The organism is Chryseobacterium sp. CY350 (assembly GCF_027945075.1).
In the GTDB taxonomy this organism is placed as follows: Bacteria; Bacteroidota; Bacteroidia; order Flavobacteriales; family Weeksellaceae; genus Chryseobacterium.
Map to the genome: position 1 here is coordinate 2,706,002 of NZ_CP116034.1, position 26,998 is coordinate 2,732,999.

Sequence of the window (26,998 nt, forward strand, 5' to 3'; positions counted from 1 at the left end):
CAAATGAAGTTGCCATCGCTTTTTGTATAAGCCAAAGTGTTTCGTTCTGTAAGAAAACATCAACCCTAACTTTTTCATTAGGTGTGTTATAAATTAAAAAATTTTGAAATTCTTCATTCATTATTTGTTCCTTTATAACAAATTTATAACTTTATTTCTACACTTTGTCGGCTCCACAATTTCCAGACAGATCTGTTTTTGATCCAGATTTCCAGTAAAGCCAGTTTCATTTTAAAATCATTGCTTTTGTAAGATCCGGACACATTAATTGTCCTTCTGAGACTTATTGATCTTTTATTTTGCTTTAATTCCGAAATTTCAATCTGCTTGATTTCCTGATAAATGACTCTTTTCGATGAAAAATCTTTCTTAAAATCATCCAGATTCTGAATCCAACCGTTGGAATGACCGAAAGATACATCGGGAGATAAAAGATTTATAATTTTATCATCATTATTCTGCATCAGAGAATCCAGCTTTTTGGCTTTTGACAGAACAGCTTTTTCATGCTTTGAATAATTTTGTGAAAATCCGAAAATGTAAAAGAATAGAAAAATAAAAGCAAAATATTTCATTCGAATTATCCTTTTCTGTAAATCGTTCTCGGCTCGCTTTGAGCGCTAGGATAGATCGTCATATCGGAAACTGTAACGTGTTTTGGTGCATTCACACAATAAGCAATCGCATCGGCAATATCTTCAGCTTTCAAAGCTTCGTAACCTGCATAAACCGTGGCAGCTCGTTCCTGATCTCCTTTGAATCTCACTAAAGAAAAATCTGTCTCCACCGCTCCAGGCTGAATATTGGTCACCCTGATTCCAAATTCTGTAAGCTCAATTCGCATTCCTTCCGAAATCACATCGACTGCCTTTTTCGTTGCGCAATACACAACTCCGTTTGCATACGTCTGTCTTGCAGCAACCGAACTGATATTAATAATGTGACCCGAATTCCTTTCCTTCATCATCGAAATAAGTGTTTTAGAAACATATAAAAGCCCTTTTACATTTCCATCTATCATAGAATCCCAATCGGACGTGTTTCCGTCTGAAAGCGGTGCTAAACCATGCGCATTTCCTGCATTGTTGAGAAGAACATCAATGTCCTTCCATTCCTGCGGCAGAGAATTTATTGCATTTTCTACCTCTTCAAGATTTCTGACATCAAATTGTAAACTAAAAACTTCAGTGAAAGCTGATAATTCTGTTTTTACGGCTTCTAAAATCTCAGTTCGCCTTCCACAGATAATAATTCTATTTCCCTGTTTTGCAAAAAGTTCTGCGGTAGATTTTCCTATTCCGGAAGTTGCTCCGGTGATGAGTATTGTCTTCATAAAAATTTTTAATTTTAAAATGTAGCAATATGAAAATATTACAATATAACAATTATTGGTAAACTGTTACATTAATTTAATTAGCATCGAAAGCTTCGAATGCGTCTATAATATGTTCGATAACTAATTTTCCTTTCTCATCAGGAAGTACCGAAATAATATCAAATCTCACTTCCTGATTTTTATTAAATTCTTCCAGATAATGATTGGCTGCAGAAACAATTAATGATATTTTTCTTTTATTCACAGCTTCTTGCGGCAACATGAAAGCATCTGTAGAACGAGCTTTTACTTCTGTGATGATAATTAAATTGTCTTTTTCAGCAATAATATCAATTTCAGCTTTCTGATAACGGAAGTTTCTGGTCAGAATTTTATAGCCTTTTTTCTGAAGAAATTCGGCTGCTAAATCTTCTGCTTTTTTCCCTAAATCGTTGTGATCTGCCATTTATTTTCTAAATTGATAAGCCCACCAAATCAAAACAATCTGCAACGGAAGTCTCAAAACAGTAAGCCAAAAATATTTATGGTGAATCAAATAAAACTTTCTTGCCATCTCAATATTTGCCGGAAAAACTGCAATAAATAAAGCAATGCAAAGATAAGCTCCAAATTTCTGAGTTTCCGGAAATAAAAGTAAAATCCCGCACAAAATTTCCGCCAATCCGCTGATGTAAACCATTTTCAAATGAAACGGAATATAATCTGGCATTATTTTCATGAAAAAGTAAGGTTTCACAAAATGTGAAATCCCTGCTACGATCAGAAAAAAAGCGAGTACAAATTTTGAGTAAAACATTTTAGTTTTTAAAATTTAATGAAACTGATTTTCCAACTTTTAGAGAAACCTCTGAACCAATAATTAATGGTCTGTTGTCAAGAATATGCCCATTTGGAAAACCAAAAACTGCAGGAAAACTGTACTTTGAAATTCTGTCTGAAATCATTTGATAAGCAAACTCATCAAAGCTTTCTTCGTATTGTTTGTTTTCTTTTTCGTCACCCATATTGGTCATTCCGCCAACGACAAGTGCTTTTATTTTAGTAAAAACTCCGGCCAATTCCAGACTCATAATCATTCTGTCGAGCGCATAATAGTTCTCACCAATATCTTCGATAAATAAAATTTTATCTTTAAAATCAAAAGAATATTTCGTCCCTAAAAGTGCATAAATCAGAGCTAAATTCCCTCCAACTAATTCGCCTTCCACATTTCCTGCTTTGTTAAATTGATTTGAATTTATGCTGTACTTAAGAATTTTTCCTTTTAAAATATCAAATGTAAGATCATAACTTTCGTCAGTCACTCCAAAACTCGATGTCTTAATGGTTTGTCCGTGAATCGAAGCAAAACCTTTTTTCAGTAAATAACTTTGGATCACTGTATTATCTGAATAACCAATGTACCATTTCGGATTTTTCACGAAACCTTTTAAGTTTAAACTTTCAATTAAATGTTGGCAACCGTACCCACCTCTTGAAGCCCAAATTACAGTAATTTCCGGGTCGTTTAATGCCCAATTCATGTCACTGATCCTTTGCTCTTCGGTTCCAGCGTAGTTGTAACCATTGGAATATTTAGTGTAAAGATTATCGCCTAAAACTGGTTCAAAACCTTTGTTTTTAATCATTTCTAAACCTTTCTGAAGCTGAGCAGAATCTACAGCTCCAGCAGGAGAAATAATGGCAATTTTATCACCTTTTTTCAGCGATTTAGGAAATATTTTTTTCATTTGTGAATGGACGTTTTTTATAATTTAAAATCTAAATTTTTATTGAGTCTTTTATATTTTAATTCTTTCTTTTCTGCTTCTTCTAGCTTTTTATCAAACTGATTGAATTTTTTGAAACTCTGCAGGAAAATAAAAAAGCTAAACAAAATTAAAACTGCCCCGACACCTTTTCTGATATTGTTGGCCAACTTTTGCGTAAGCCTATCATGAAATTGTTTTGCCAGGAAAATTTTAAGGAAATCAATCATTAAATAGGTGGAAAGAACAAGGCCTAAATAAAAAATCATGTTTCCTGTATCAGGATACTGATTTCTGACGCCTATTACTGTTACCAGCCAAAAGAGTACAACCCCTACATTCAGAAGATTTAATAGAAAACCATTAAGAAATGTTCTAAAATAATTTTGGCTAATGATTTTTTCTTCGCCCGGCAAATGCATTTTGGTTTTGGTAACCAACATTACAATACCGTATGAAAGAATTAAAATAGATGTAATTCTGTAAAAACCAGGATGTTTGTCAATAAGACTCACAATGTCTGCACTTGCATAATAAGACGCTATAATACATAATAAATCTGCTGTGATAACACCGAAATCAAGTGCCAAAGCATGTTTTGGACCTCTTGTAAAACTGGTTTCTATCAGGAGAAAAAAAATAGGACCAATGAAAACCAGGCTCAACATAAAACCCAGACCAACGGCCGACAATACGAGTTCAAACATTTATAATTTGTTTCAAATTCAAATTTAAAGATTATATTTTTATTTGAGTTTAAAAACATTGTTGTTTTAAGTTAAAAAAGAAGCTATCTCAAATTGAGATAGCTTCGTAAATTTACTTTTTGATTCGTTTATTATATTCTTCCCAATCAAACTCAAAGCCTAAATTTTTGGTCACAGAGTCAAATATTTCATCAAAATTTGGTTCGTGCTTTTTGGCAAAATCATACCACTTTTTAGAAAACTCTGAATATTCATCTCCTAAAGCTTCACCCTGCGTTCGCATTCCTTTATGAGTTCCTGCAAGCCAATATTTTTTCTTTTCTTCTAAACTCATTTTTGGATATTCTTCATCCCAAAACTTATTCATAGAATTATCGAACTCTTGAATTTCTTTTAAATGCCTTGCTTTTTCAGCAGATGTTAAATTCGAAAGATATTCTTGATATTCTTTTTCTATTTTTTTACTTAGTTCTTCTAGACTCATTGTGTTATTTATTTTTCTATTAATTTTATTTCATAACCTTTTCCTTTAGGTCTTACATATTCAATTTCAAATTTTCTCCCTCTTAATAATAGTAAATCATCTTCAGCATAACCTCTTATTTTAATTGTATCAGCAAAATATAGAAAACAAAAAATCCTCGTTATAGAAACGAGGATATAATTTACTGTTTAATTCTTTTATTGAATTCTTCCCAGTCAAACTCAAAGCCCAAGTTTTTGGTCACATAGTCAAATATTTCATCAAAATCTGGTTCGTGCTTTTTGGCAAAATCATACCATTCTTTAGAAAATTCTGAATATTCATCTCCAAAAGCTTCGCCTTGTGTTCGCATTCCTTTATGCGTGCTTGCTAACCAATATTTTTTCTTTTCTTCTAAACTCATTTTAGGATATTTCTCATTCCAGAATTTTTGTCTAGAGTTTTCTACATTTTCTATAAATTTATCAAAATCTGATTTCATAATATTTATTTTTCTATTAATTCAAAATAATGTCTGCCACTTACTTCTTTGTATTCTTTGATTACAAATTTTCTTCCTCTTAATAGTAATAGCTCGTCTTTATCATAGCCTCTATTTTAATACCATCTGCAAAATCTGAAATTATCTGAGCATTTTTACCTTCATATTTGAATAAATTCTTTTTAACAATTTAAAAACTTGCTTGTTTAGAAGACCTGTCTTTAATACTTAATCATCCCATTTTTTATTCTTCATCCATTCTCCTGTGCCTTCATCTAATTGATAAAAGCCGTAACTCCAATCATAAGTAATTAAAATTTCTATCCCCTGTACAAAGTTCTCAGATATTCTAAAAATATAGTCTCCCAGCATATATATTTTTCCATCAGAATCACAAGCTATTCTATACCCATCAGGATCAAAACTAGCAAATGGAAATATTTTTTTACCAATTACATTTTCATAGTAGTCATAATCTTCATCGGGATATTTTTCATATTCAAAAAAAGCATATTCAGGACTTATTGTTAGTTTATTTGTTACATCTGATTCATAAGATTTTATATCTAAAACCACAATAGATCCACATTTTGCTAAGAAAGTTTTCAAAAAATTAGGAAACTCATCAAATCTATAAACCTCTTTATATTCTGTAAGTAGATCATTTGATTCTGAAAATCCAGCATTTTCAAATTGTTTTTGAACTTTTTTTGTAAATTTAATTGTATTCATGATTACTGTACTTCTTTAATATTAAAATATTAGAAGTGATTCTGCGAATTCTATACTTTACTGATAAATATCTTATCCTTAAAATCTTTTAATGAATAATTTTCATTTAATATCTCCACTAAAAGAGACTTAGTTTCGCTGTCAGGATTATTCTCTATTCCTACTCCTTTTAAAATAAATGCTAAGTCATTTTCAGAGTTTTGATATATATCACCAATCAAATATTTATCTCCTTCAATTTTTACGTTAAAAAATATTTTGTTTGATAAATTGAATACTTCAATTATTTTTATCTTAGTTGTCATAATCTAATCTTTTTAATTCATTTTTAAAATATCCTAATCTTTCTTCTATTAATTTTATCTCTTCTTTTGGTAATTTCCATTTAATTGAATTTTCTAAAAGCTCTTCTGCTGCTTCTTTTTCCATTAAGTTTTCAGCAATAATATTATTATATTTGTTTACCCAGGTATTATACTTACCACTTCTAAATTGCTCTGCATGAATCAATTCCTCATATACAGCTGAAGTTGTTACATTTTTATTTAAATAAATAAGTTCTTCATTAAAGGTCAGTGCCTCAATTTCTTCATTATAAATTTTTTCTCTTGACGCTATATACTCAAAAGAATTTTCATCATATACCAAATCTCCACCTGTTTTCTTAAAATCATCTTGCAATTCTTTGAGAAGTTTTTTACTAATTGGCTTGCCTTTAATTTTAGAAAATAATTCAGTTCTCTTCGAATTCCTTAATGCCTTTTTAACCTTATCAGCTCCTTTCCCATTTCTCGCCAAAACACTCTCAATCCACTTCACAAATTTAGGTAAAAGCTTAGTAAGTTTTACAATTGCTTTGATGATCGTAATAATGGTAATAACAATATTTATCGCCAAAATGGTATCTTCACCTTCATTATACTGTATTTGGTATTGATTCAGTTTTGGATCATCATAGCGGGAGTATTTGTAGTTCTTAACAGCTTCTATAATATCATTAAACACCTTTCCGGGATCTTGTATAATTTTACTGAGCATTTCTTCTACTCCTTCTCTGATCTCTAAAAATTCTAAGTTAGTTTCTCCGCCTAATAAATCACTTATGACAATGTTAATTGCTAATATTGCAATATCAATAAAGCCTGCAAAAAACTCAACCAGTCCGTTATAAATACCACAGAAATAAGCAATGTCTAATTTAATATTATCTCTACTCTCAACTAGCCATTTTTTAAAATTTTCAATACCCTTTATTTTCTCGTCTATTCCTTTTATGATGTCTTCTATAGTTTCTATTTTAAATTCTTTCCCTATTATTTTAAAAGACTTAATAAGTTCTAACTGATTTCTAAACTTGGTAAGCCCATGTTTTAAAGAATCACATTTTTTTACAAAATAATTAATCGCCAATTCCGGTTTCGAAAAAAGATATTGATCAGATTTTAATGTAGGATCCCATTGTTCACGAGAAAACTTTTCGTCTTTACGAAAATCATCCGAAATATTTTCAGTTATTTTTTTAAAATAATTCTGTAATTCTATTCCAGATATATTCATTAGCTTGGTTTGCAAATTTATAGAATCTAAAAAAGCATCCGAAATTTCTTCTTCTTTGAACTGAAAAGTCTTATTATTTTTATTTTCATCATAAATATATTTTGCCCAATATTTTGGTAAATAATTTGGATCCTTATATTCATGATAATATTTTATCATTGTATCGCTCATTTTTATCAATAACACCCTACCCAAACTAATAGTATGGTCATCTTTTTCTGCATATATGATACAATCTGTTTCGTCATCATCCATTCCTCTAGAGTTTTTAAGCTTTAAATTTTCTTCCCGAAATTCGTTGATGAGTTTTGTAGCATTGTAATCATGTATTATTTCATATTTCCAAGATCCCATAGCTTACAGTTTTGGTATTTGTCCGGTTATTATTTCTCTTAGTTCTCTATAAAATTCACTATTCTTACCAAAAGGTGTACTTAGTGCAATTTCATTAGATATTTCCTGAAAAGTTTTGTTTGTTCTTATTCCTTCAAAAGGGTCTTTACTTCCTACAAAACCTTGCTTTACATCATCGAAATTGAGGATTTTAAATTGGGAAAGATCTCCTAAATCGTCATTAAAATTTTCCATATTTCTTGTTTTTTTAATTAAATAATAATTTTTTGAAACGTTTCTTAGGCAAATCTAAACCGTAACAACGACAAAAGTTGACGTGTTATATATCAAAAAAAAAGACCACAAATTGTGGTCTTTTTATGTATTATGATTTCACTCTTTAAGAGTTTTTTTCTGATTATTTCATCATTTAATCTACAATCTTAAAATCCAATTGCTTTTGAATTAAATTAGCTTTTACCACTTTTATCTGAACTTCTTCACCCAACTGAAATTTTCTGCCAGTTCTTGATCCGTAAACAGCGTGTGTCGACTTATCATACGTGTAAGAATCATCCATCAAATCGCGTAATTTAATCAAACCTTCAGCTCCGTTTTCAGGAATTTGTACCCAGAAACCAAATTCGGCAACACCTGAAATAACTCCAGTGAAAGTTTCTCCCAAATGTTTTTCCATGAATTTTACCTGCATAAATTTGATAGAATCTCTTTCTGCATCGGCGGCCAAACGCTCTCTTGCGCTGCAATGTTTAGATTTTTCTTCCAATTCGTTTTTGTCAGGAGATTTTCCGCCATCCAGATAATGCTGAAGTAATCTGTGCGCCAACAAATCGGGATAACGACGAATAGGAGAGGTGAAATGCGAATAATAATCAAATCCAAGACCGTAGTGACCAATCGGTTCGGTAGAGTAGACCGCTTTACTCATGCTTCGCATCGCTAAAGTCTCGATCATATTTTCTTCACCTTTGCCTTTTACTTCCGACAGTAAATTATTCAAAGATTCGGCAACTTTTTTGGTGTTTGCCAAATCCATTTTATATCCGAATGTCGAAACAAAATCTCTTAAAGCTTCCAATTTCGCTGGATCAGGATCGTCGTGAACTCTGTAAATAAATGTATTTCCGTTTGGTCTTCCTTTTTTAAGCGAAACAAATTCAGAGACTTTTTTATTTGCTAAAAGCATGAATTCTTCAATCAAATGATTTGAATCTTTGCTGACTTTAAAGTAGACACCGATCGGTTCACTTTTTTCATTTAAATTAAATCGAACCTCGCTTCTGTCAAAAGTAATTGCACCGTTTTTAATTCTCTGGTCACGCATGACTTTTGCAAGTCTGTCGAGCGTTAGAATTTCTTCCGTTAAATCGCCTTGCTGAGTTTCAATTCTTTCCTGAGCTTCCTCATAAGTGAATCTTCGATCTGAGTGAATTACTGTTCTTCCGAACCATTCGTTCACCACTTCAGCTTTATCATTCATCTCAAAAACCGCTGAGAAAGTAAATTTATCTTCATTCGGACGAAGCGAACAAACGTCATTACTTAACACTTCGGGCAACATTGGTACAACTCTGTCGACCAAATAAACGGAAGTTGCTCTTTCGTAAGCTTCATCATCCAACATCGTTCCCGGAACCACATAATGAGAAACGTCTGCGATGTGTACACCGATTTCCCAGTTTCCATTATCTAGTTTTTGGATGGATAAAGCATCATCAAAATCTTTTGCATCTTTCGGGTCAATGGTGAATGTACAGATTTTTCGCATATCTCTACGTTTTGCCACTTCTTCATCCGTAACTCTTCTGTCGATTTTGTCAGCGTCTGCTTCCACTTCTTCAGGAAAATTATAAGGCAAACCATATTCTGCTAAAATAGAGTGAATTTCCGTTTCATGTTCTCCAGGAGCTCCAAGAACTTTTATAATTTCACCATCAGGATTTTTGTCACCTGCCTTCCATTCAAGCATTTTTACAACGACTTTGTCACCGTTTTCGGCACCGTTAATTTTACCTTTTGGTATAAAAATATCCGTGTTAATCGTCTTTTTATCGCAGACTACAAATCCAAATTCTTTGTGCTGAACGAGCTGGAAAGTTCCGACAAACTCAGTACGGCTTCTTTCTAAAACTTCAAGCACAGAGCCTTCCATTTTCTTACCTTTAAAATTGTAAGTAACAATAAGTACTTTATCGCCCTGCAATGCATCTTTTACATTTTTTGCATGAACGAAAACATCATCTTTTAAATTCTCAACTGTTACATAAGCATTTCCGCTTTGGTTGAAATCGATAATCCCTGTTAAAGTTCCTTCAATATTTAAATTGATACTGTACTTTCCTTTGTCTGTTTCTTTGATTCTCTGATTAGATAAAAGCTTATGCAAAGCCTGAATCACCAATTCTCGTTGTCGAGGATTTCTATAGTCGATCCCATCCGAGATTTGCTTATAATTGTATATTTTTGTCTGATTCTGATTCATAAAACGGAGAATCAGCCTTCCGATTTCCAGAAGTTTTGAGTCATTTTTCTGACTTATGTATTTATTTTTTTTTGGCATTTTATTCTTTTAAAATTTAATATTATCAAATTTCTCTGATAATTCTTTATTATTTTCTCGCACCATTGATACGAATATTTGTATTTGATTGATATTGAATTAAATTCTGTTCCACTTATTTAGTAATAATTGGAATTTTAGTTTTGTATAAATTTAATACAAAAAAGGAGAAGAAGAGAGAAAAACCTTCAAATTTATAGACTGGTTTTTTATGGAAATAAATAGACTGGTAATTTCTATTTATTAAAGCAAATATAAGAAATAACAAATAAATAAGGCTTGCAAACTGAATTACAAGCCTTTATGATTTAGCAGAATGCTATTTTATCAACTCTTGTCTGATGCCTTCCGCCTTCAAAATCGGTAGACAAAAATTTGTTGGCGATTTCGATGGCAACTTCTTTAGAAATAAATCTAGCAGGTATGGAAATCATATTGGCATCATTGTGCTGTCTTGCTAACACTGCAATTTCCGGCATCCAGCATAGTGCACAACGTATTTTCTGATGCTTGTTGGCTGTAATCTGTACTCCGTTTCCGCTTCCACAGAGAAGAATTCCCAGTTCGTTCTCTCCATTTTCTACAGAAGTTGCTGCAGGATGCACAAAATCCGGATAATCTACACTGTCAGTAGAAAATGTTCCAAAATCCTGGACTTCAAACTGCTCTTCAAGATGTTTTTTCAAGATTTCTTTATATTCAAAACCGGCGTGATCTGCGGCAATAGCGATTTTTCTTTTCATTTTATCTATTGTTATTAAATCTTATGACAAAGTTACGTTAAATTCAAATTTAATTATGCAAAATTGAAAGCTTTATCACAATCTACATCTTCTAAATGCCATCGAAAATTGAGAAATAATAAAAGAAAAATTCCTTCACATGAATTGTTTTAATGCTTATGATGAGTTAAAAGTATAGAGAAATTTTAAAAACAAATCAACACAGATTAAATTATAAAGAGACTAAAAAACTTAAGATATACTGTAACTACCTGATAAACAATATACAATAATCTAAAAAACTATTATAACTATTTTACTCACAAAATGTGATTTACACACTCATAAAATGTGAAATGTACTGTGAATAACTGTGGAAAACTTTTCTGAACTAAATCTTTCACAATTCAACAAAAGCATTACCGAAAGTTGCCTCCAAATATTATCACCAAAACTTTCAAAATCTTTCCTGTGAGAAATCTCAACTTTCTCCATAAGAAAGAAACTAATAATTTGTTTTGTGTAAAAGTTATCCGTATTTGTTAATAAGTCCTGAAAAATCCATCCTTTCAATAAATTACATTGTGAATTAAATATGAATTAAACTCAAACTGTATGTTATGAACTATTATCATAAAAGTTATCCCCGAAACTCACATCACTCAACAACAACTATCATTCTTTTTTTTTTATATAAAGAAATTAATGTTGAATAATGAATGATGGGTTTGTGGGAAGTTTTTTGAAAACTTTTGTCACTTTCGATCTTTTGCAAAAGTTTAAAATCTTACATTTGTGAAACAATATTTAGAAAATATTAACGAGTCCGAATGAATTTAGACTGAGTACTGATTCATCAAAACGATTTCTAAAAAAAATGAATTAATCAATATATGAAAACAATTAGTGATTTCAATTTTAAAGATAAAAAAGCTTTGGTACGAGTCGACTTTAATGTACCGCAGGACGACCAGCTGAAAATTACCGATAACACAAGAATTTCGGCAGTGAAACCGACAGTGGATAAAATCATAAATGATGGTGGTTCTGTAATTCTTATGACGCATCTTGGGAGACCAAAAGGTGAAGTAAAAGATGAATTCTCTCTAAAGCATATTGTGACTGAAGTTTCTGAAGTTCTTGGGTACGAAGTGAAATTTGTAGACGAGTCAATAGGAGAGAAGGCCGAGAAAGCTGCTTCTGATCTACAGCCTGGCCAAATCTTATTATTGGAAAATCTACGTTTTCATAATGAAGAAGAAAAAGGAGATGAGGCATTTGCTGAAAAGCTTTCAAAGTTAGGCGATGCATACGTAAACGACGCGTTCGGTACTGCACACAGAGCACACGCTTCTACAGCTGTTATTGCAAATTATTTTAAATCAACTAAATTTTTCGGTTTGTTGATGGCAGACGAACTAAAAGCTATAGATAAAGTGCTTAAAAGTGGCGAAAAGCCTGTTACAGCTATTTTAGGAGGCTCTAAAGTTTCAACTAAAATTACCATTATAGAAAATATTTTGCCTGCAGTCGACAATTTAATTATCGGTGGAGGTATGGCATTTACATTTATTAAAGCGCTTGGTGGGAAGATAGGAAATTCTCTTGTGGAAGAAGATAAATTACCGTTAGCTCTGGAAATATTAGGAAAAGCAAAAGAACATAATGTAAAAGTATATCTACCTTCTGACACTATTATTGCTGAAAGTTTCAGTAACGATGCAGATAGAAAAGAGTGTGATATCTATGCAATTCCTGAAGGATGGATGGGAATGGATGCTGGTCCGAGATCTCGCGAACAGTTCAATGATGTTTTGCTTGATTCTAGAACGATCTTGTGGAATGGACCGATAGGAGTTTTTGAAATGTCAAATTTCTCTGCCGGAACCGAAGCGTTAGGAGACAGCATTGCTGAAGCAACAAAGATGGGTGCATTTTCTTTAGTTGGTGGAGGAGACAGTGTAGCTTTTGTTAAGCAATTTGGTTATGCCGACAAAGTAAGTTATGTGTCAACCGGAGGAGGCGCAATGTTGGAAAGTCTAGAAGGTTTAGAACTTCCAGGTATTGCCGCTATTAATAAATAAGTTATATTAAATATAAAATTTAAGTCTGCTGAGTTCTTCGGCAGACTTTTTTATTTTACCTTTTTAGATCTGAATTTAGTTTTTCGAATTTTAAAAAGTCAATTTAAAAAAAATTCAGTAGAATATGTGTATATGTTACAATTTGAATTTTCATTTACAAAATTTCTAATTTTTAAAACAGCTTATATTCTAAAGAAACTGTAAGTTTAAAAGTATTTCCATTTTCTAAAGACCTTCCATTTAAGTTTGTTTATTTAAAAGTCAAAAATTTATTTGATCTAAGATTGAAATTAGTAATTTTATAAATTCAAATTATCAAGATTGTAATATATATAAAAAACAAAACTCATGAAAAAATCGTGAGTTTTCTTTAAATTTTGTCGAAATAGATGAAATTTGGCTTTCATAAATGGCTTAAAAATCGATTTTCTACTTTTTTTCGATAATATATATCATACTTGAAAATTCATTCGAAAAAAGGGCTTTTGCATTAGAAATCGTTCCGTGAAAGACTGCTTTTAGCCAAAATAGGGATGATTTTTTGTATTTTTCGCTCAACATCGAAATATAATACGAATCTAAAACTAAGGGTTTGATTTTTCTCATTTTCCAGTTTGGCTTTTTTGAAATAAGATTTTCCATACCAGATTTTGAAAAATGGTAGATGTGTCTCGGCACATCATAAGCCGCCCAGAATTCTTTATAATGTTTTGCGTCGTAAGAAGTAGGGTTGGGGACAGCAATAATTAGTAGTCCTTTTTCATTTAATTTCGAATTGAAGACTTCCAACATTTCGTCCTGATTTTCTATATGTTCGAAGACATGCCATAACGTAATTGCATCTAAAGATCCGTTTTCTATGGTATCTAAATCATCAATTATTTTTGCTTTAATAATTTTACTTTTCGCTGCTTTTCTGGCATCTGAATCTGGCTCGAAACCGAAAGTTTGAAAGTCATTTTCTATAAATTTTACAAATTCGCCTGCTCCACATCCATAATCCAATACTTTAGAATTCTTTTTTAATCTGTCAATAAGAATAGTTTTCTTGTATTGAAGATTAAAAGATTGTAGAAATTTATAGAGTTTTTCTTTTAAACTTCCGGAATCCTGGTGATGAGAAATATAGTCTTCGCTTTCATAATATTTAGAAATATTTGCCGGAATCGGAGAGGTTTTGAATACACCTTTTGTATCCGTTTCTATAATTTCAAATATTTCTTTTGATAGAAAATGATCTGTGATTTTCATAAATTATTTACTATTTAAAATGAAATTTGAAACCATTACAGTTTCAAATTTCGCTTATCTTTAATTTAAATTGGGAATATGTTTCACGTGAAACATACGACGTTTATCGGCCTAAATACACCATTAAAACGTTGATGTCTGCTGGTGAAACACCGCTTATTCTTCCGGCTTGTGCTAAAGTTTTTGGTCGAACTTTGTTCATCTTTTGTTTAGCTTCTGATGAAAGACTTGATATCTTGATATAATCAAAATCTTCAGGGATTTTTACATTCTCAAGTCTATTTAGTTTGGATACATTTTCCTTTTCCTTTTCTATATAGCCTTTATACTTGATGTTTACTTCAGCCTGTTCGCGAACTTCATCGCTATATTTTGAGGTAAAATCTCTAATCGTTTCAATTTCATCCAATTTATCTAATGTAATATTTGGTCTTGTGAGAAATTGCGAAGCTCTGTAAGCTTGATCTACAGGATTACTTTCAATACCTTCTAATATTGGATTAATCAAACCAGGTTTTAAAGAAGTTTCTCGAAGAAAGGACTCAAGTTCCTGACTTTTAGCTATTTTCTCTTCTACTTTTTGTAAACGATCATCTTTTGCCAATCCTAGTTTGTGTGCTTTTTCCGTAAGTCGAATATCTGCGTTATCCTGTCTTAAAAGGAGTCTGTATTCAGCTCTTGAAGTAAACATTCTGTATGGTTCTTCGGTACCTTTTGTGATTAAATCGTCAATTAATACCCCAATATATGCTTCATCTCTATTGAGTATAAATTCGTCATTTTCATGAACTTTATTGTGAGCATTAATACCCGCCATTAAGCCTTGTCCTGCTGCTTCTTCGTAACCTGTAGTACCGTTTATTTGCCCTGCAAAATATAAATTGTCAATTAATTTTGTTTCTAAAGTATGCTTTAGCTGAGTAGGAGGGAAGTAGTCATATTCAATAGCATAGCCTGGTCTGAAAACTTTTACGTTCTCAAATCCCGGAATGTGTTTCATTGCTTTAATTTGGATATCTTCCGGCAATGAAGAACTGAATCCGTTTACATAGATTTCTACAGTTTTCCAACCTTCGGGTTCTACAAAAAGTTGATGTCTTGTACGTTCAGCGAAACGGTTGATTTTATCTTCAATACTCGGGCAATATCGAGGACCTAAGCTTTGAATGGTACCATTAAACATTGGGCTTCTTTCAAAACCTTCTCTTAAAATATCATGTACGGTTTCGTTAGTATAAACGATATGACAACTTAGTTGTTTGGTTAGTTTTGGTGTGTCGGAGTAGCTAAATTTTTGGGGTTTTTCGTCACCTTTTTGTTCATCCATTTTAGAGTAATCAAGACTTCTACCATCCACTCTTGGAGGTGTTCCTGTCTTCATTCTTCCAGCTTCAAAACCTAAAGAAACCAATTGCTCAGTAATACCAAACGCTCTTGGTTCACCCATTCTTCCTCCACCCAATTGTTTATCTCCTACATGAATCAATCCGTTAAGGAAAGTACCGTTGGTAAGAACCACAGAGTTTGCTCTGATCTCAATTCCTAAGGAAGTCACAACGCCTACCGCTTTATTATCTTCTATAATTAAACTCTTAACCATATCTTGAAAAAAATCAAGATTAGGAGTATTTTCTAACGCATAACGCCATTCTTCTGCGAAGAGCATTCTATCATTTTGTGTTCTAGGAGACCACATTGCCGGACCTTTAGAAAGGTTCAGCATTTTAAACTGAATCGCAGATTTATCGGCAATAATTCCGGAGTATCCTCCCATAGCGTCAATCTCTCTAACGATCTGTCCTTTGGCAATTCCTCCCATTGCCGGGTTGCAACTCATCTGTCCGATTGTTTGCATATTCATTGTAACCAATAAAGTTTTTGAACCTAAATTGGCAGCAGCAGCAGCAGCTTCACAACCAGCGTGACCTGCACCAACTACAATTACGTCATATATTTCTGAAATCATTTTAATCGCTTATTTAAGCTTTAAATTTTAAAATTAGTATAAATGTTTCACGTGAAACATTGTGTCGAAATAAGGCTGTAAAGCTCTTTTAATTCGATGTTTGCAACCCTGTAATGCCTCAAATTAAACAGTTTTAAGGAAAAACCTCTAGCCCTGATTATATTTTGCAATATAAAAATCTTCTTTTCTTCGCATTTCCTGTTCCTCAGATTCTGTCTTATCTTTAAATCCACAAAGATGAAGTATACCGTGAGCCAAGACTCTTATTAATTCTTCTTCGTAAATTTTGGATAGAGTAGAAGCATTATCTGAAACGCGCTGCAAAGATACGAAAATCTCTCCGCTTATAGTTTTGCCTTTTACGCTGTCAAAAGTAATTATGTCTGTGTAGTAATCGTGCTGCAAATAATCCCGATTAATCTTTAATAAATAATCGTCATCACAGAAGACATAATTAATTTCTCCTATCTTTTTTCCTTCTGAAAGAATGATCTCTTCCAGCCATTTTGTGTATTTCCTATCTACCGTTTCTGGTAAGTTTTCGTAAAAGAACTGTATCATACTTTTTAAAACCAATGCCCTAAAATGACACTGAATATTCCTTTTTGATTATTTCTGAGTGAGTGGCTGAAATTAAATTTAATCTGTCCGAAAGGAGATTTATAACCCGCCATAATCCCGAGTGAACTGTAATTTACTTTTACTGCATCTTCGAAACTGATGTCATCCGAAATATTGGCAAAAGAGAAATTTCCACTCAGGAAAAAGTTTTTATAAAATTTAAACTGAATATCGTTTGATATCAATGCAACGTTATTGCTGTTTAATTGAGCGAAGTAAAAACCGTTAAAAGTTTTAAAATTTACGACATTCTGCTCAAAGATTCCACCTAATCTGTACTTGTAAAATTGAGGAAGATTATCGCCAAGTGTAATACCGCCGTAGAGATTAAGATGATAACTGAATTGTTTTGACAAAGGAATATTCACTCTGATATCTGCCTTTACCTGAACCACTCTTTTATCAACTTCAGACTTCAACAGATCTATTACTTTACCTTCTGCACTCAAGTAGAAACCTCTGCGGGGGAAATCTCTGTCGTTTTGCGTATCACTTTTTAAAAACACATACGGATTCAGAAATCTGTTATATCTTTTGTTGGTGCCATTCATCTCAGCTTCGAAATAATCATGGCTTAATCCTGCTCCTACCGCAAACTTATCTCGCCAGATAGATTGTATATATGCTTCGTTTCGTAGCCACTCCCAATTGTCTACAGTGATATTGTTATTTCCTTTAAGATCAAAACTCATTCCTGAAGAATAGATTCCGAAACCGGGAATATAGCCGTTATCAATAAAGTAGTTTAAATAAAATCTTGGTTTGTCACCTACAACAAAATCTAAAGCTAAATTTGAGTTCTTGAACAACAAACGTTTCGCAGAATAATTTAACAACAATCCTGTTTTGAAAATCTCATCATAATGCAAACCAAACTTTAGAAAATGTCTCGCGTCATCTTCCGTGACGTACAGTTTTAAATAGTTAATATTATTTTCTGTAACTATATCGTAGTTAATAAAACGGTAATTATTGGTTGCCACCAATTTATCGACACCTCGGTTGATACTTCCATACGTCTGCATGGATGGAAGTCTAAGTCCCATCTTTCCCAGAACGTAGTTTTTACCGTAGATTTTACTACCATTAAGATCAATGCTGTCAATTTTATAGACGTTAGAAAATATTGGATTTACGGGCTGTCTGAGGCGGTCAAACTGTCGTTTTGGCAATTCGTCAAGAATATCTGTATATTTTAAGCCTTCCACAAATCCGCTGTCAAGAATTTTCTTCTTATCATCGTAGCTTGTAGCCGTCATTCCTTTAAGATTGGGCTTTATGTTGATGTCTGTAAACTTATACTGTCGTCTTGTATCTTTCTGAATTCCGAAGTCGATAACCTGGTTTAGAATTGAAATAATATTACCAAGATCTTCTCTTTTCGAAAGATCCTGGTTAAGATCAACACCAATGACGATATCAATTCCTTGATCTTTTAGCGGTTTTGAAGGATAATTAACCGTCATAGCACCGTCAATATAAATACTGTCACCAATCTTTACAGGATCCATCAGCGACGGAAAAGCTGAGCTCGCCATGATTGACTGTACAAGATCGCCCTTCTCAAAAATCTGCATATTACCGCTTTCCAGATTGGTCGCAACGCACATAAATGGAATTGGCAATTTAGAAAAATCGTCAATCGTAGAAACATTTTTAAAAAGGTTCTTAAGAAGATAAACGTTTTTCTGACCGGAACTGATAGAAGAGGGGAGATTTACCTTTCCATTTTTTAAAGGAATTGTTAAAAGATATTTATCAACAGATTTATTAAAAAAGGTGCTTTCTGTACGCGATTTCGGATCTCTGATTAACGAATAAAAATCAGTATCCATCACGATCTTCTCAATATCTTTACCGGTATAACCCGATGCGTAAAGTCCACCAACAATGGCTCCCATACTTGTGCCGGAAATATAATCTACTTTCACGCCCAGTGAATCCAAAACTTTCAAAACTCCAACGTGCGCAAAACCTTTGGCACCACCTCCGGCTAGAGAAAGACCAATTTTAGGATTTTTTGGTATGACTAACCCTTCTTTTATCTGCGACTGGATAAAAATCAATTGAAATGCGAATAAAAAAGCAAGGAGTTTTTTCATAATTTAGTCTTTTACATAAATCCGTTTTACACGAGGCGAAATTGAAGTTAAAACTTCGTAAGTGATCGTTTTGCAATACTCTGCAAATTCCTTAAGAGTCGGTTTTGCGTTGAAAATCGTTACCTGATCTCCCTCTTTCACAGTTGGAATTCCATCTATATTGATCATCATCATATCCATACAGACGTTTCCGATAATTGGCGCTAAAGTTTTATTAACGCCTACATTTCCTGTTTCATTACCAATCAACCTGGGAATACCATCTGCGTAACCAACAGGAAGGGTCGCAATTTTGATTAAATTATCAGCCTTATACTTTCGGCTGTAACCTACAGATTCTCCTTTATTGATCATGGAAATTTGAGAAATTACCGTCTTAAAGCTTACGGTAGATTGAAGCTGTTTTTGAATATCAGCATTTGAAGATTCGCCCAACATTCCGATACCGATTCTTACCATATCATAATGATGACTGGTGTAATTTGTAATTCCCGACGAATTTAAAATATGTCTTAAAGGTTGATAACCCAGATTTTTAATTAAGTAGACTGAACTTCTTTCGAATATTTCTAATTGCATCATTGTATAGTCTTTCTCAGCAGGGATATCTGCTGATGACAAATGGCTAAAAATACTCTGAACTTTCAGATTTTTGTGTTGTAAGTTCTGGATGAGTTGGGATAGCTCATCTTCCTTAAAACCAAGACGATGCATGCCTGTTTCGAGTTTAATATGAATCGGATATTCTTTATCAAAACCAGATCTCTGAACCGTTTCATAAAACAATTCTAAAACTCTGAAACTGTAAATTTCCGGCTCCAGATTGTATTGAATGATTGCTTCGTAGCTATGCTGCTCAGGATTCATCACAATAATCGGAGTTGTAATTCCTTTTTTCCGAAGTTCTACTCCTTCGTCAGCGTAGGCAACACCCAAATAATCAATATGGTGATGTTGTAGAAACTCTGATATTTCGTAACTTCCTAATCCGTAAGCATTTGCTTTTACCATGGCCATCATTTTGGTAGATGGTTTCAGCAGAGATTTATGATAATTGATATTGTGAAGAATCGCATTGAGATTAATTTCTAAAACAGTATCGTGTTTTCTTAATTCTAAAAGATCTTTAAGTTTTTGAATTTCAAATTTTCTTGCACCTTTGAGAAGGATGATTTGATTTTCTATTTCTGTAAGATGTTTGCTATCAATTAATTCCTGAGTATTATTAAAAGTAAAAGTTGCAGACTTAAATAAATTTTTAAAGAGCGTGATTTCTTCTCCAATCAGAAAAACATTTGCAAAATTTTGCTCATTGACTACCTCAGAAACTTCTTCATACAACTCTTGTGAATTAGCATTTACACCAATAATATCTGTTAATACCAAAGATTTTTTAGATTTCTGATATTCGTTTAAGAATTGTAAAGCGGTTTTTAAAGAATCAAGGTCGAGATTAAAAGAATCATTGATGATGATGTTGTTTTTACTTCCTTCGATGGCTTCGAGCCTCATTTCTACAGCTTTGAGAGCGTTTATTTTTTCAATGATTTTGTCATTGCTGATATTTACTTCTTTTAAAACTGTAATTAAGGCTAAAACATTTGTTAAGGTAGCTTCGTCACGTTGATGAGCCGGAAAACTTATTTCTTCATCAAAATATTTTACAACAATATCTTCATCTTTATCATTGGTTTTGAGGTAAACATCATTTCTATCCTGAAATCCGTATGTAACTAATTTTTTACTTGAATATAGTTCTTTTATTTTGTTGTGAACCAACAGATTATCTGAACTATAAATAATAACTTCGGACTCCTTAAAAAGTTTAATTTTTTCGTCAATTAAATGTTCTTCAGAATCAAAATTTGCTGCATGAGCTGTTCCTATATGAGTTAATAAACCGATTTGTGGATGAAAAATATTTTCTAAAACCTGCATTTCTTCAGGCATTGAAATACCAACTTCAAATATCCCTAATTGGTGATCTTGATTGATTTGGAGTAGAGAAAGAGGAAGGCCAATTTGAGAATTAAAACTTTTCGGACTTTTAACCGTCGGAAATTCATTCCACAAACATTGGTAGAGCCATTCTTTAAGAATCGTTTTTCCATTGCTTCCTGTGATCCCGATTGATTTTAAATGTGATTGTTCAAAATGATATTTCGCCAGGTTTTGTAAGAATTGCATGGAGTTTTCCACAATAATCCACGTAACATCTTCATATTGTGGATAATGATGTTCAGAAATCACTACTTTTATTCCTCTGTCAATAACAGATTCTATGTACTTTTCGCCAGAATTTTTTTTGGTATTAATGGCGATAAATGCAGTATGTTTAATTGCATAGATTATCCTGCTGTCAAAAGCTATATTATTGATAATCATATTTTTATCTCCAATCACTTTCGCATTGGTAATGTTTGCAATTTCGTTTACTGTATATTTCATTGGTACCTTTCTCCGTAAATTTTTAAGTGTTTTTTTTAAAATGGATCAATTACAACTTTAAAAATTAATCCAAATTAATCATTATTTTTGTTTAGAAAGCACTTCATCTATAAAAACACGGCGGCTCACCGCTTCATAACTTTCAGTTTCACCAAGTTCTACAAGATTATTTCCCTCAGAAATTCTCATAGAATAGTTGGCAAGATTTCCTGTTCTTTTGCAAATTGCATGAACTTTAGTCACATATTCCGCAGTTGCCATCAAATTTGGCATTGACCCGAAAGGGCGACCGAGAAAATCCATATCCAGACCTGCGATAACAACTCTTATTCCGTTGTTTGCCAATTGATTAGCTACTTCAACGATACTTTCGTCAAAGAATTGTGCTTCATCAATTCCTATTACATCGCAATTTGACCCTAAAAGAAGAATTTCATCAGGATTTTCGATTGCGGTGCTTCGGATTTTATTTTTATTGTGAGAAACGACATCTTCATCAGAATATCTTGTATCTGTTTTTGGTTTGAATATTTCTACATTCTGACCCGCCATTTCTGCTCTTCTCAGTCTTCGGATCAACTCTTCGGTTTTTCCGGAAAACATTGAGCCACAAATAACTTCCATCCAACCGCTTTGTTTGGAATGATTAATTGTATTTTCTAAAAACATTTGTTATTTTAGCCGTAATATTTTAAGATCAAAAGTAAGCAATTTTAATAAGATTCTTCTATGCAGAACATCCAAGATTTACAGGAAAAGATTTTTTTTGAATCTAAATATATCATTGGTATTTTAGACAAAATAAACAACGTTGACGAGCTACTTTCTAAGCAAAATCTTATTGATGATCTTGCAGACAGAATTTCATTTTTAAAGCTTTTGAACTCAAAACTTGAGTATTATCAAAAAGATGACGTGCAGTTTTCTAAACTTTCAGTTACTTCTTCGGGCGAATCAAGCGACGAATCGGGAGATTTCTCAACTGCTGTCCTGCAAGAAGAAAATGATCAGAACGATATTTTTGAGAGCCAAAACAATACTCCGGATAATCAAACTGAGGAAGAAGCAATCTTCAATCATCAGCTTACAGAAATTGAGGAAAATGAGTTCCACGAAAATTTGGTGAGTCTTGCTGCGGAAGAAACAACTGCTGAAAATTCAGAGTTATCTTCAGAAAATGAGGTTGAGGATAATTTAAGTACAGAAATTGTGAATGATGATAGTTCTTTTGATGATCAACTGGATGAAATCGACGAAGAACAAATTTCTGAGAAAACAGATGGAGTCCTTAGTTTCGTAGATGAGGAAAGAATTTTAGAAAATTCTGTTCCCGAGGAAGATGATCTCGACGAAGAGATATTCGACCAAAAGGTAACTGAAGAAGAAACAATTTTTAGTAATCAGTTAAATGAAATTGAAGAATTTGAAAATGAGATTTCTGAGGAAAGTGCTTCGAACGATTTTGACGAAGAAGAGCAAATTCAGGATAATTTTGAATCTGAAAAAGTAAACGAAGGTTCTACAGAGAAAATTGAGAGTATGTTTGATTTAGAAAAATCTCATAACGAGGTTTTGATTGAAGATATTAAAGAAGAATCTGTTTCTGAAGAATTTAATTACGAGCAAGACGAAATTATTACTGAAAATTCTAACGTAGAAAATATTCTTACAGAACTAAAACGCGATACAGAAGATGTTGAAACTAAAGAAAATGCTTTGGAAACTGATGATTCTGACCGAAGAAAAATAGTTGATATCGACAGACCTTCGTCAGACATCGAAAAAGAAAATCCTGCATCCGATGAAAGTTTCGAAAATCTTGAGGCGTATCAACGGGAGAAAAAGATAAGACTGGCGAATATTAAAGGTTTAAAAACGATTCAGACTTTATTTGATGATGATCCGTTAGCTAAGGAAATTTCTCAGGAGAAACCTTCACAGATCGCAAAAGAGGATAGCGGAAGCATTCTGAAAACAAATATTCCTACTGAATATATGGAGGCAGAAAAACAAAAACCAGAATTCAGGCTAGATCTAAACGACAGAATGGCTTTTACAAAACTTCTTTTCGGAGGAAGTCAAACGGATCTTAATCATGCTGTTGCAGAGCTCAACAGATGTCGAAATCTGGAAGAAGCCAAAGAGTATTTGAGCGATCTCTATTACGATAGAAAATGGAATAAAGTTGATGAATATGCACAGAGACTTTGGATATTGGTAGAAAATAAATTCTTATAATTTTGAGTGGAATCCTATACTTCGTTCCCACACCCGTCGGGAACCTTGAAGACATGACTTTCAGAGCGATAAAAGTGCTGAAAGAAGTCGATTATATTTTGTGTGAAGACACAAGAACTTCCGGAGTGCTGCTGAAGCATTACGAAATTTCAAAACCCTTAAAGTCTTATCATTTACATAACGAGCACACGGCGACAGAAAAGGTGATTGCAGATCTTCAAGGCGGTCAGAATATCGCCATCATTACAGATGCCGGAACTCCCGGAATTTCAGATCCTGGCTACTTATTGGCAAAAGCAGGCTCTGATAATCATATTGAAATGATTTGCCTTCCGGGTGCAACCGCATTGATTCCGGCTTTGGTGGTCTCAGGTTTACCCAATAACGAATTTCTGTTTGCAGGTTTTCTCCCTCCAAAAAAAGGAAGACAAACAAAGCTGAAGCAATTGGCTGAAGAAAAAAAGACGATTGTTCTGTATGAGAGTCCGCACAAAATCAATACAACTTTAGAGCAGATCAAGGAGTTTTTTGGAGAAGATACAAGGGCGAGCCTGAGCCGTGAAATTTCAAAAAAATTCGAAGAAACAAAAAGAGGTACAATCGATGAATTAATTGAATTTTCTAAAAGCAAAACTCTAAAAGGAGAGATCGTTTTGATCGTGAATAATTCGGGAAAGTAATTCCTGATTGACTTATTTATCCTGAAATTATTTAAGATAAATAATATCTTTGCTCATTCAAACTGATTATAAGAGATAAATCATTATATATATGAAACTATTAGAAGGAAAAGTAGCGCTAATTACCGGAGCTACAAGAGGGATCGGAAAAGGAATTGCCGAAATTTTTGCTCAACACGGAGCTAAAGTGGCTTTCACATATGCCGGTTCTGTAGAAAAAGCAAAAGAATTAGAAACTGCTTTGAGTTCTGTAACGCAGATCAAAGGGTATCAGTCTGACGCGTCAGATTACGATGCAGCGCAAAAATTGGTAGAAGAAGTGATGGCCGAGTTTGGCAAAATTGATATTTTGATCAATAATGCAGGTATTACAAAAGATAACCTGCTGATGAGAATGTCTAAAGACGATTGGGATACGATCATTAAGGTTAATTTAGATTCTGTATTCAATCTTACTAAAGCCGTTATCAAGCCGATGATGAAAGCAAAATCCGGCTCTATTATCAACATGACTTCCGTGGTGGGTGTGAAAGGTAATGCAGGACAGGCAAATTATGCCGCTTCAAAAGCCGGAGTTATTGGTTTTACCAAATCTGTGGCGTTAGAATTAGGTTCAAGAAATATTCGTTGCAACGCAATTGCGCCAGGATTTATAGAAACTGAAATGACAGCCGCTCTGGATGAAAAAACAGTGCAAAACTGGAGAGACGGAATTCCGTTGAAAAGAGGCGGACAGCCGGAAGATGTTGCCAACGCGTGTGTTTTCTTCGCAAGCGAAATGTCTTCTTACATTTCCGGGCAGGTTCTGAATGTAGACGGAGGAATGCTTACTTAAGATTAAAAATCACCAAATACAATCCCTTTCATGAGTTAATGAAAGGGATTTTTTGTTATTCAGAATCAATATAATTTCTAAGCCAGATCTGAAGATCTTTTTCAGGTGATATCTCAAGTTTTTTGCGGAAATTATATCGGTTGTTTTCTATCGTTTTTACCGCTTTATAAGTGTAATCTGCAATTTCTTTTGTACTAAATCCTAAATATATATACGAAGCAAAAGTGAGTTCAGACACTTTAAATTTCGGATTGATCGCTAACATTTTTGCTGTAAAATGCGGATAAACTTCCTGAAATCTTGTAAAAAACACAGGGCTATTTTCTTTGGCAAGTTTTCGCACGTCATCAAAAGCTTCATTTACCTGAAGTTTTAGAAGTCCTTTTTCTTTTTCCTGTACTGCTTTTTCAGAACGCAACTGTTTTGTGATTTTCAGTGCTTTCTGGTTTTTAGATTTAGATTTTTTTAATAAATAAATAATGAAAAAAGTGACCAGAATAAAAAAAGCTACAATCAGAATTGTGAAGATCTGGGTTTCTCTCACCTCTGCATCGTGCTGATCTCTTTCTTCTTTCATCACCTCATTCAGAACATAGTCGCGCTCTTTTTTCTTACGGCCATCGAGCTCATTTTGCACTTTGAGGTATAGATCGTTGTATTTTTTTGCTTCTGCCGCGTTACCTTGCGAAATATAGAGTTCTGATATCTTCTTAAACAACTCACTCTGTATATCAGGAAAATTATTTTGTTCAAAGCTTTTCAGTGCAGTGTTGTAATATTGATGAGCTTTTTCATAATCTTTTTGATAGGTATAAAGATTTCCCAAACCTATAAGAGATTCAATTTTGCACGGATGTTTTTTTCCACTGAAAAATTCTAAAGATTTATTATAGTAATACAGTGCAGAATCGGTCTTGCTTTGATTGAGGTGGTAATTCCCAAAACCTAGGCAAGAGCACCCGTTTTCGATGTATGCATCTTTAAATTTTATCTTTTTGAGAATAGATTTTTCTTTTTTAAGATAATAATACATCGAATCCGGCATATTGATATTCTGAAAAAGATAACTTAAATTAGAAAAGGCAGCGCTTTCCGTCAGAGAATCTGTCGTGTTTTTTTTTGACTTACTATTCAGAATATCAATGCTTTCACGATAGTTTTTAGAGGACAACGTGTATAATTCAAGTAAAAGATAGTTTCCTCCCAATAGTGCTGAGATTCTCGCAGAATGGGTTTTGTCGCCAGTAAGATATTTTTTGTATTGCTTAGATTTTTTCGCATTTTGTACGCTCTCCCGAAACTTTGCATTGTCGTAAAAATAAGATGCCAAATAATAATATCCGTAGGAAAGGCCTTTTTCGTATTTTAATGACTCAGAAAGGGTAATAATTTGTCTTGATGAGGTTAAGACTTCATCAGTTTTTCCATCAAGATTAAGTCGGTTGGTCTGTGAGATTAACTGATCGATCTTTTTCTGCTCCAAAGAATTATTTTGTGCAAAAGTGAATGAGCCTGAAAATAAAATAATCAGTAAAAAAACCTTTTGAAATTGATTATAGACAGATCTCTTCATGCTACTTATTTGCACACAACAATTGATTAAAAAATATTCATTTTCATGAGTCATCAAATTAGATTTATTTGACATTTTTCGGCGGCAGCATCTATTTTTAAAGTCATCTGTGTGGTTTTTTAAAAATCTCTTAGAAGAGATAAATTTAGTTCTAAATTTTATATTATCGATAATATTTTTTCAAACTTAGAAAATCCTAAGTTTAGCAAATTCATCGGCAGGAATTTTATCGGAAGTAATCAGTTGTTAATCGTTGCAATCATCACATTTAATTAAATAAAATTAAAATATGGTTATGATTTTTTAAATATTCCGAAAATAAAAAGATACATGAAAAAGTGGTTTGAGAGTACAGAATAGAAAATCTCGATAGCTAAAAAACCGTTAATTTGAGTGATCTGCTGTAGAAAAACAGATAGTTAAAAAAAACTCCGAATACTTTTTTCCGGAAGGATTAAAATATTCGGAGGAGACTTCTTCCGTCATTTGTGTTTTTTGTGTTTCATTTGAAGTTGCAAA

The 26,998-nt window shown here is 33.0% G+C and carries 25 protein-coding genes; 4 read left to right on the plus strand and 21 right to left on the minus strand.

The features are described 5' to 3' along the window. Positions 1–143 precede the first annotated feature (143 nt). From PGH12_RS12540 to rpiB, 14 genes are all read right to left on the minus strand, one after another. On the minus strand, positions 144–575 hold the full coding sequence (locus PGH12_RS12540) for a nuclear transport factor 2 family protein (RefSeq protein ID WP_267596564.1): 432 nt from the start codon (positions 573–575) through the stop codon (positions 144–146). Between the two features lie 5 nt (positions 576–580). Continuing rightward, positions 581–1,333, minus strand: a complete 753-nt coding sequence (locus tag PGH12_RS12545) for an SDR family NAD(P)-dependent oxidoreductase (protein ID WP_267596562.1) — start codon at positions 1,331–1,333, stop codon at positions 581–583. 76 nt (positions 1,334–1,409) lie between these two features. Beyond that, complete coding sequence (locus PGH12_RS12550) at positions 1,410–1,781, minus strand: YraN family protein (protein ID WP_267596561.1); 372 nt, start codon at positions 1,779–1,781, stop codon at positions 1,410–1,412. Further along, entirely contained in the window at positions 1,782–2,132 is a 351-nt protein-coding gene (locus PGH12_RS12555; RefSeq protein WP_267596560.1) for a DoxX family protein, read from the minus strand. Position 2,133: 1 nt separating this feature from the next. After that, the gene (locus PGH12_RS12560) at positions 2,134–3,066 is read right to left on the minus strand and encodes a S66 peptidase family protein (RefSeq protein WP_267596559.1); all 933 of its coding nucleotides are present in this window, start codon (positions 3,064–3,066) and stop codon (positions 2,134–2,136) included. Positions 3,067–3,083: 17 nt separating this feature from the next. Continuing rightward, positions 3,084–3,791 (minus strand): LysE family transporter, encoded by a 708-nt coding sequence (locus PGH12_RS12565; protein ID WP_267596558.1) that lies wholly within the window; start codon positions 3,789–3,791, stop codon positions 3,084–3,086. A 112-nt stretch (positions 3,792–3,903) separates the two neighbouring features. Beyond that, on the minus strand, positions 3,904–4,275 hold the full coding sequence (locus tag PGH12_RS12570) for a hypothetical protein (protein ID WP_267596557.1): 372 nt from the start codon (positions 4,273–4,275) through the stop codon (positions 3,904–3,906). Positions 4,276–4,456: 181 nt separating this feature from the next. Continuing rightward, a complete protein-coding gene (locus PGH12_RS12575) occupies positions 4,457–4,756 on the minus strand; it encodes a hypothetical protein (RefSeq protein WP_267596555.1) in 300 nt (99 codons plus the stop codon). Between the two features lie 228 nt (positions 4,757–4,984). Continuing rightward, a complete protein-coding gene (locus PGH12_RS12580; protein ID WP_267596553.1) occupies positions 4,985–5,488 on the minus strand; it encodes an SUKH-3 domain-containing protein in 504 nt (167 codons plus the stop codon). A 50-nt stretch (positions 5,489–5,538) separates the two neighbouring features. Beyond that, positions 5,539–5,793, minus strand: a complete 255-nt coding sequence (locus tag PGH12_RS12585; protein ID WP_267596551.1) for a hypothetical protein — start codon at positions 5,791–5,793, stop codon at positions 5,539–5,541. Next, positions 5,783–7,399, minus strand: a complete 1,617-nt coding sequence (locus PGH12_RS12590) for a hypothetical protein (RefSeq protein ID WP_267596550.1) — start codon at positions 7,397–7,399, stop codon at positions 5,783–5,785. The genes PGH12_RS12585 and PGH12_RS12590 overlap by 11 nt, the downstream gene beginning before the upstream one ends. Before the next feature lie 3 nt (positions 7,400–7,402). After that, complete coding sequence (locus PGH12_RS12595) at positions 7,403–7,633, minus strand: hypothetical protein (RefSeq protein WP_267596549.1); 231 nt, start codon at positions 7,631–7,633, stop codon at positions 7,403–7,405. Between the two features lie 175 nt (positions 7,634–7,808). Beyond that, entirely contained in the window at positions 7,809–9,959 is a 2,151-nt protein-coding gene (rnr, locus tag PGH12_RS12600; RefSeq protein ID WP_267596548.1) for a ribonuclease R, read from the minus strand. A 308-nt stretch (positions 9,960–10,267) separates the two neighbouring features. Further along, positions 10,268–10,702 (minus strand): ribose 5-phosphate isomerase B, encoded by a 435-nt coding sequence (rpiB, locus tag PGH12_RS12605; protein WP_267596547.1) that lies wholly within the window; start codon positions 10,700–10,702, stop codon positions 10,268–10,270. 872 nt (positions 10,703–11,574) lie between these two features. Here rpiB and PGH12_RS12610 point away from each other — a divergent pair. Then, positions 11,575–12,765, plus strand: coding sequence for a phosphoglycerate kinase (locus PGH12_RS12610; RefSeq protein WP_267596546.1), 1,191 nt, complete (start codon positions 11,575–11,577; stop codon positions 12,763–12,765). A 429-nt stretch (positions 12,766–13,194) separates the two neighbouring features. Here the strand turns inward: PGH12_RS12610 and PGH12_RS12615 are convergent, their stop codons facing one another. From PGH12_RS12615 to PGH12_RS12640, 6 genes are all read right to left on the minus strand, one after another. Beyond that, complete coding sequence (locus PGH12_RS12615) at positions 13,195–14,016, minus strand: class I SAM-dependent methyltransferase (RefSeq protein WP_267596545.1); 822 nt, start codon at positions 14,014–14,016, stop codon at positions 13,195–13,197. Positions 14,017–14,119: 103 nt separating this feature from the next. Further along, complete coding sequence (mnmG, locus tag PGH12_RS12620; RefSeq protein ID WP_267596544.1) at positions 14,120–15,982, minus strand: tRNA uridine-5-carboxymethylaminomethyl(34) synthesis enzyme MnmG; 1,863 nt, start codon at positions 15,980–15,982, stop codon at positions 14,120–14,122. A gap of 147 nt (positions 15,983–16,129) precedes the next feature. Next, positions 16,130–16,543, minus strand: coding sequence for an rRNA maturation RNase YbeY (gene ybeY / locus PGH12_RS12625; protein WP_267596543.1), 414 nt, complete (start codon positions 16,541–16,543; stop codon positions 16,130–16,132). A 5-nt stretch (positions 16,544–16,548) separates the two neighbouring features. Further along, positions 16,549–18,705, minus strand: a complete 2,157-nt coding sequence (locus tag PGH12_RS12630; RefSeq protein ID WP_267596542.1) for a patatin-like phospholipase family protein — start codon at positions 18,703–18,705, stop codon at positions 16,549–16,551. Positions 18,706–18,708: 3 nt separating this feature from the next. Then, positions 18,709–21,153 (minus strand): bifunctional UDP-N-acetylmuramoyl-tripeptide:D-alanyl-D-alanine ligase/alanine racemase, encoded by a 2,445-nt coding sequence (locus PGH12_RS12635; RefSeq protein ID WP_267596541.1) that lies wholly within the window; start codon positions 21,151–21,153, stop codon positions 18,709–18,711. A gap of 81 nt (positions 21,154–21,234) precedes the next feature. Then, positions 21,235–21,822 (minus strand): thymidine kinase, encoded by a 588-nt coding sequence (locus PGH12_RS12640; protein WP_267596540.1) that lies wholly within the window; start codon positions 21,820–21,822, stop codon positions 21,235–21,237. A 60-nt stretch (positions 21,823–21,882) separates the two neighbouring features. Here PGH12_RS12640 and PGH12_RS12645 point away from each other — a divergent pair, with 60 nt between their 5' ends. From PGH12_RS12645 to fabG, 3 genes are all read left to right on the plus strand, one after another. Next, entirely contained in the window at positions 21,883–23,391 is a 1,509-nt protein-coding gene (locus PGH12_RS12645; RefSeq protein ID WP_267596538.1) for a DUF8457 domain-containing protein, read from the plus strand. 2 nt (positions 23,392–23,393) lie between these two features. Further along, complete coding sequence (gene rsmI / locus PGH12_RS12650; protein ID WP_267596537.1) at positions 23,394–24,071, plus strand: 16S rRNA (cytidine(1402)-2'-O)-methyltransferase; 678 nt, start codon at positions 23,394–23,396, stop codon at positions 24,069–24,071. Positions 24,072–24,162: 91 nt separating this feature from the next. Beyond that, on the plus strand, positions 24,163–24,906 hold the full coding sequence (gene fabG / locus PGH12_RS12655) for a 3-oxoacyl-[acyl-carrier-protein] reductase (RefSeq protein WP_267596536.1): 744 nt from the start codon (positions 24,163–24,165) through the stop codon (positions 24,904–24,906). Positions 24,907–24,961: 55 nt separating this feature from the next. On the opposite strand, the gene PGH12_RS12660 is transcribed toward fabG, so the two are convergent. Further along, positions 24,962–26,479 (minus strand): tetratricopeptide repeat protein, encoded by a 1,518-nt coding sequence (locus PGH12_RS12660; protein WP_267596535.1) that lies wholly within the window; start codon positions 26,477–26,479, stop codon positions 24,962–24,964. Positions 26,480–26,998: the final 519 nt, after the last annotated feature.

Coding starts and splice junctions, on each gene's coding strand:
- PGH12_RS12540 (WP_267596564.1), bottom strand. CDS start 575: ATGAAATATTTTGCTTTTATTTTTCTATTCTTTTACATTTTCGGATTT.
- PGH12_RS12545 (WP_267596562.1), bottom strand. CDS start 1,333: ATGAAGACAATACTCATCACCGGAGCAACTTCCGGAATAGGAAAATCT.
- PGH12_RS12550 (WP_267596561.1), bottom strand. CDS start 1,781: ATGGCAGATCACAACGATTTAGGGAAAAAAGCAGAAGATTTAGCAGCC.
- PGH12_RS12555 (WP_267596560.1), bottom strand. CDS start 2,132: ATGTTTTACTCAAAATTTGTACTCGCTTTTTTTCTGATCGTAGCAGGG.
- PGH12_RS12560 (WP_267596559.1), bottom strand. CDS start 3,066: ATGAAAAAAATATTTCCTAAATCGCTGAAAAAAGGTGATAAAATTGCC.
- PGH12_RS12565 (WP_267596558.1), bottom strand. CDS start 3,791: ATGTTTGAACTCGTATTGTCGGCCGTTGGTCTGGGTTTTATGTTGAGC.
- PGH12_RS12570 (WP_267596557.1), bottom strand. CDS start 4,275: ATGAGTCTAGAAGAACTAAGTAAAAAAATAGAAAAAGAATATCAAGAA.
- PGH12_RS12575 (WP_267596555.1), bottom strand. CDS start 4,756: ATGAAATCAGATTTTGATAAATTTATAGAAAATGTAGAAAACTCTAGA.
- PGH12_RS12580 (WP_267596553.1), bottom strand. CDS start 5,488: ATGAATACAATTAAATTTACAAAAAAAGTTCAAAAACAATTTGAAAAT.
- PGH12_RS12585 (WP_267596551.1), bottom strand. CDS start 5,793: ATGACAACTAAGATAAAAATAATTGAAGTATTCAATTTATCAAACAAA.
- PGH12_RS12590 (WP_267596550.1), bottom strand. CDS start 7,399: ATGGGATCTTGGAAATATGAAATAATACATGATTACAATGCTACAAAA.
- PGH12_RS12595 (WP_267596549.1), bottom strand. CDS start 7,633: ATGGAAAATTTTAATGACGATTTAGGAGATCTTTCCCAATTTAAAATC.
- rnr (WP_267596548.1), bottom strand. CDS start 9,959: ATGCCAAAAAAAAATAAATACATAAGTCAGAAAAATGACTCAAAACTT.
- rpiB (WP_267596547.1), bottom strand. CDS start 10,702: ATGAAAAGAAAAATCGCTATTGCCGCAGATCACGCCGGTTTTGAATAT.
- PGH12_RS12610 (WP_267596546.1), top strand. CDS start 11,575: ATGAAAACAATTAGTGATTTCAATTTTAAAGATAAAAAAGCTTTGGTA.
- PGH12_RS12615 (WP_267596545.1), bottom strand. CDS start 14,016: ATGAAAATCACAGATCATTTTCTATCAAAAGAAATATTTGAAATTATA.
- mnmG (WP_267596544.1), bottom strand. CDS start 15,982: ATGATTTCAGAAATATATGACGTAATTGTAGTTGGTGCAGGTCACGCT.
- ybeY (WP_267596543.1), bottom strand. CDS start 16,543: ATGATACAGTTCTTTTACGAAAACTTACCAGAAACGGTAGATAGGAAA.
- PGH12_RS12630 (WP_267596542.1), bottom strand. CDS start 18,705: ATGAAAAAACTCCTTGCTTTTTTATTCGCATTTCAATTGATTTTTATC.
- PGH12_RS12635 (WP_267596541.1), bottom strand. CDS start 21,153: ATGAAATATACAGTAAACGAAATTGCAAACATTACCAATGCGAAAGTG.
- PGH12_RS12640 (WP_267596540.1), bottom strand. CDS start 21,822: ATGTTTTTAGAAAATACAATTAATCATTCCAAACAAAGCGGTTGGATG.
- PGH12_RS12645 (WP_267596538.1), top strand. CDS start 21,883: ATGCAGAACATCCAAGATTTACAGGAAAAGATTTTTTTTGAATCTAAA.
- fabG (WP_267596536.1), top strand. CDS start 24,163: ATGAAACTATTAGAAGGAAAAGTAGCGCTAATTACCGGAGCTACAAGA.
- PGH12_RS12660 (WP_267596535.1), bottom strand. CDS start 26,479: ATGAAGAGATCTGTCTATAATCAATTTCAAAAGGTTTTTTTACTGATT.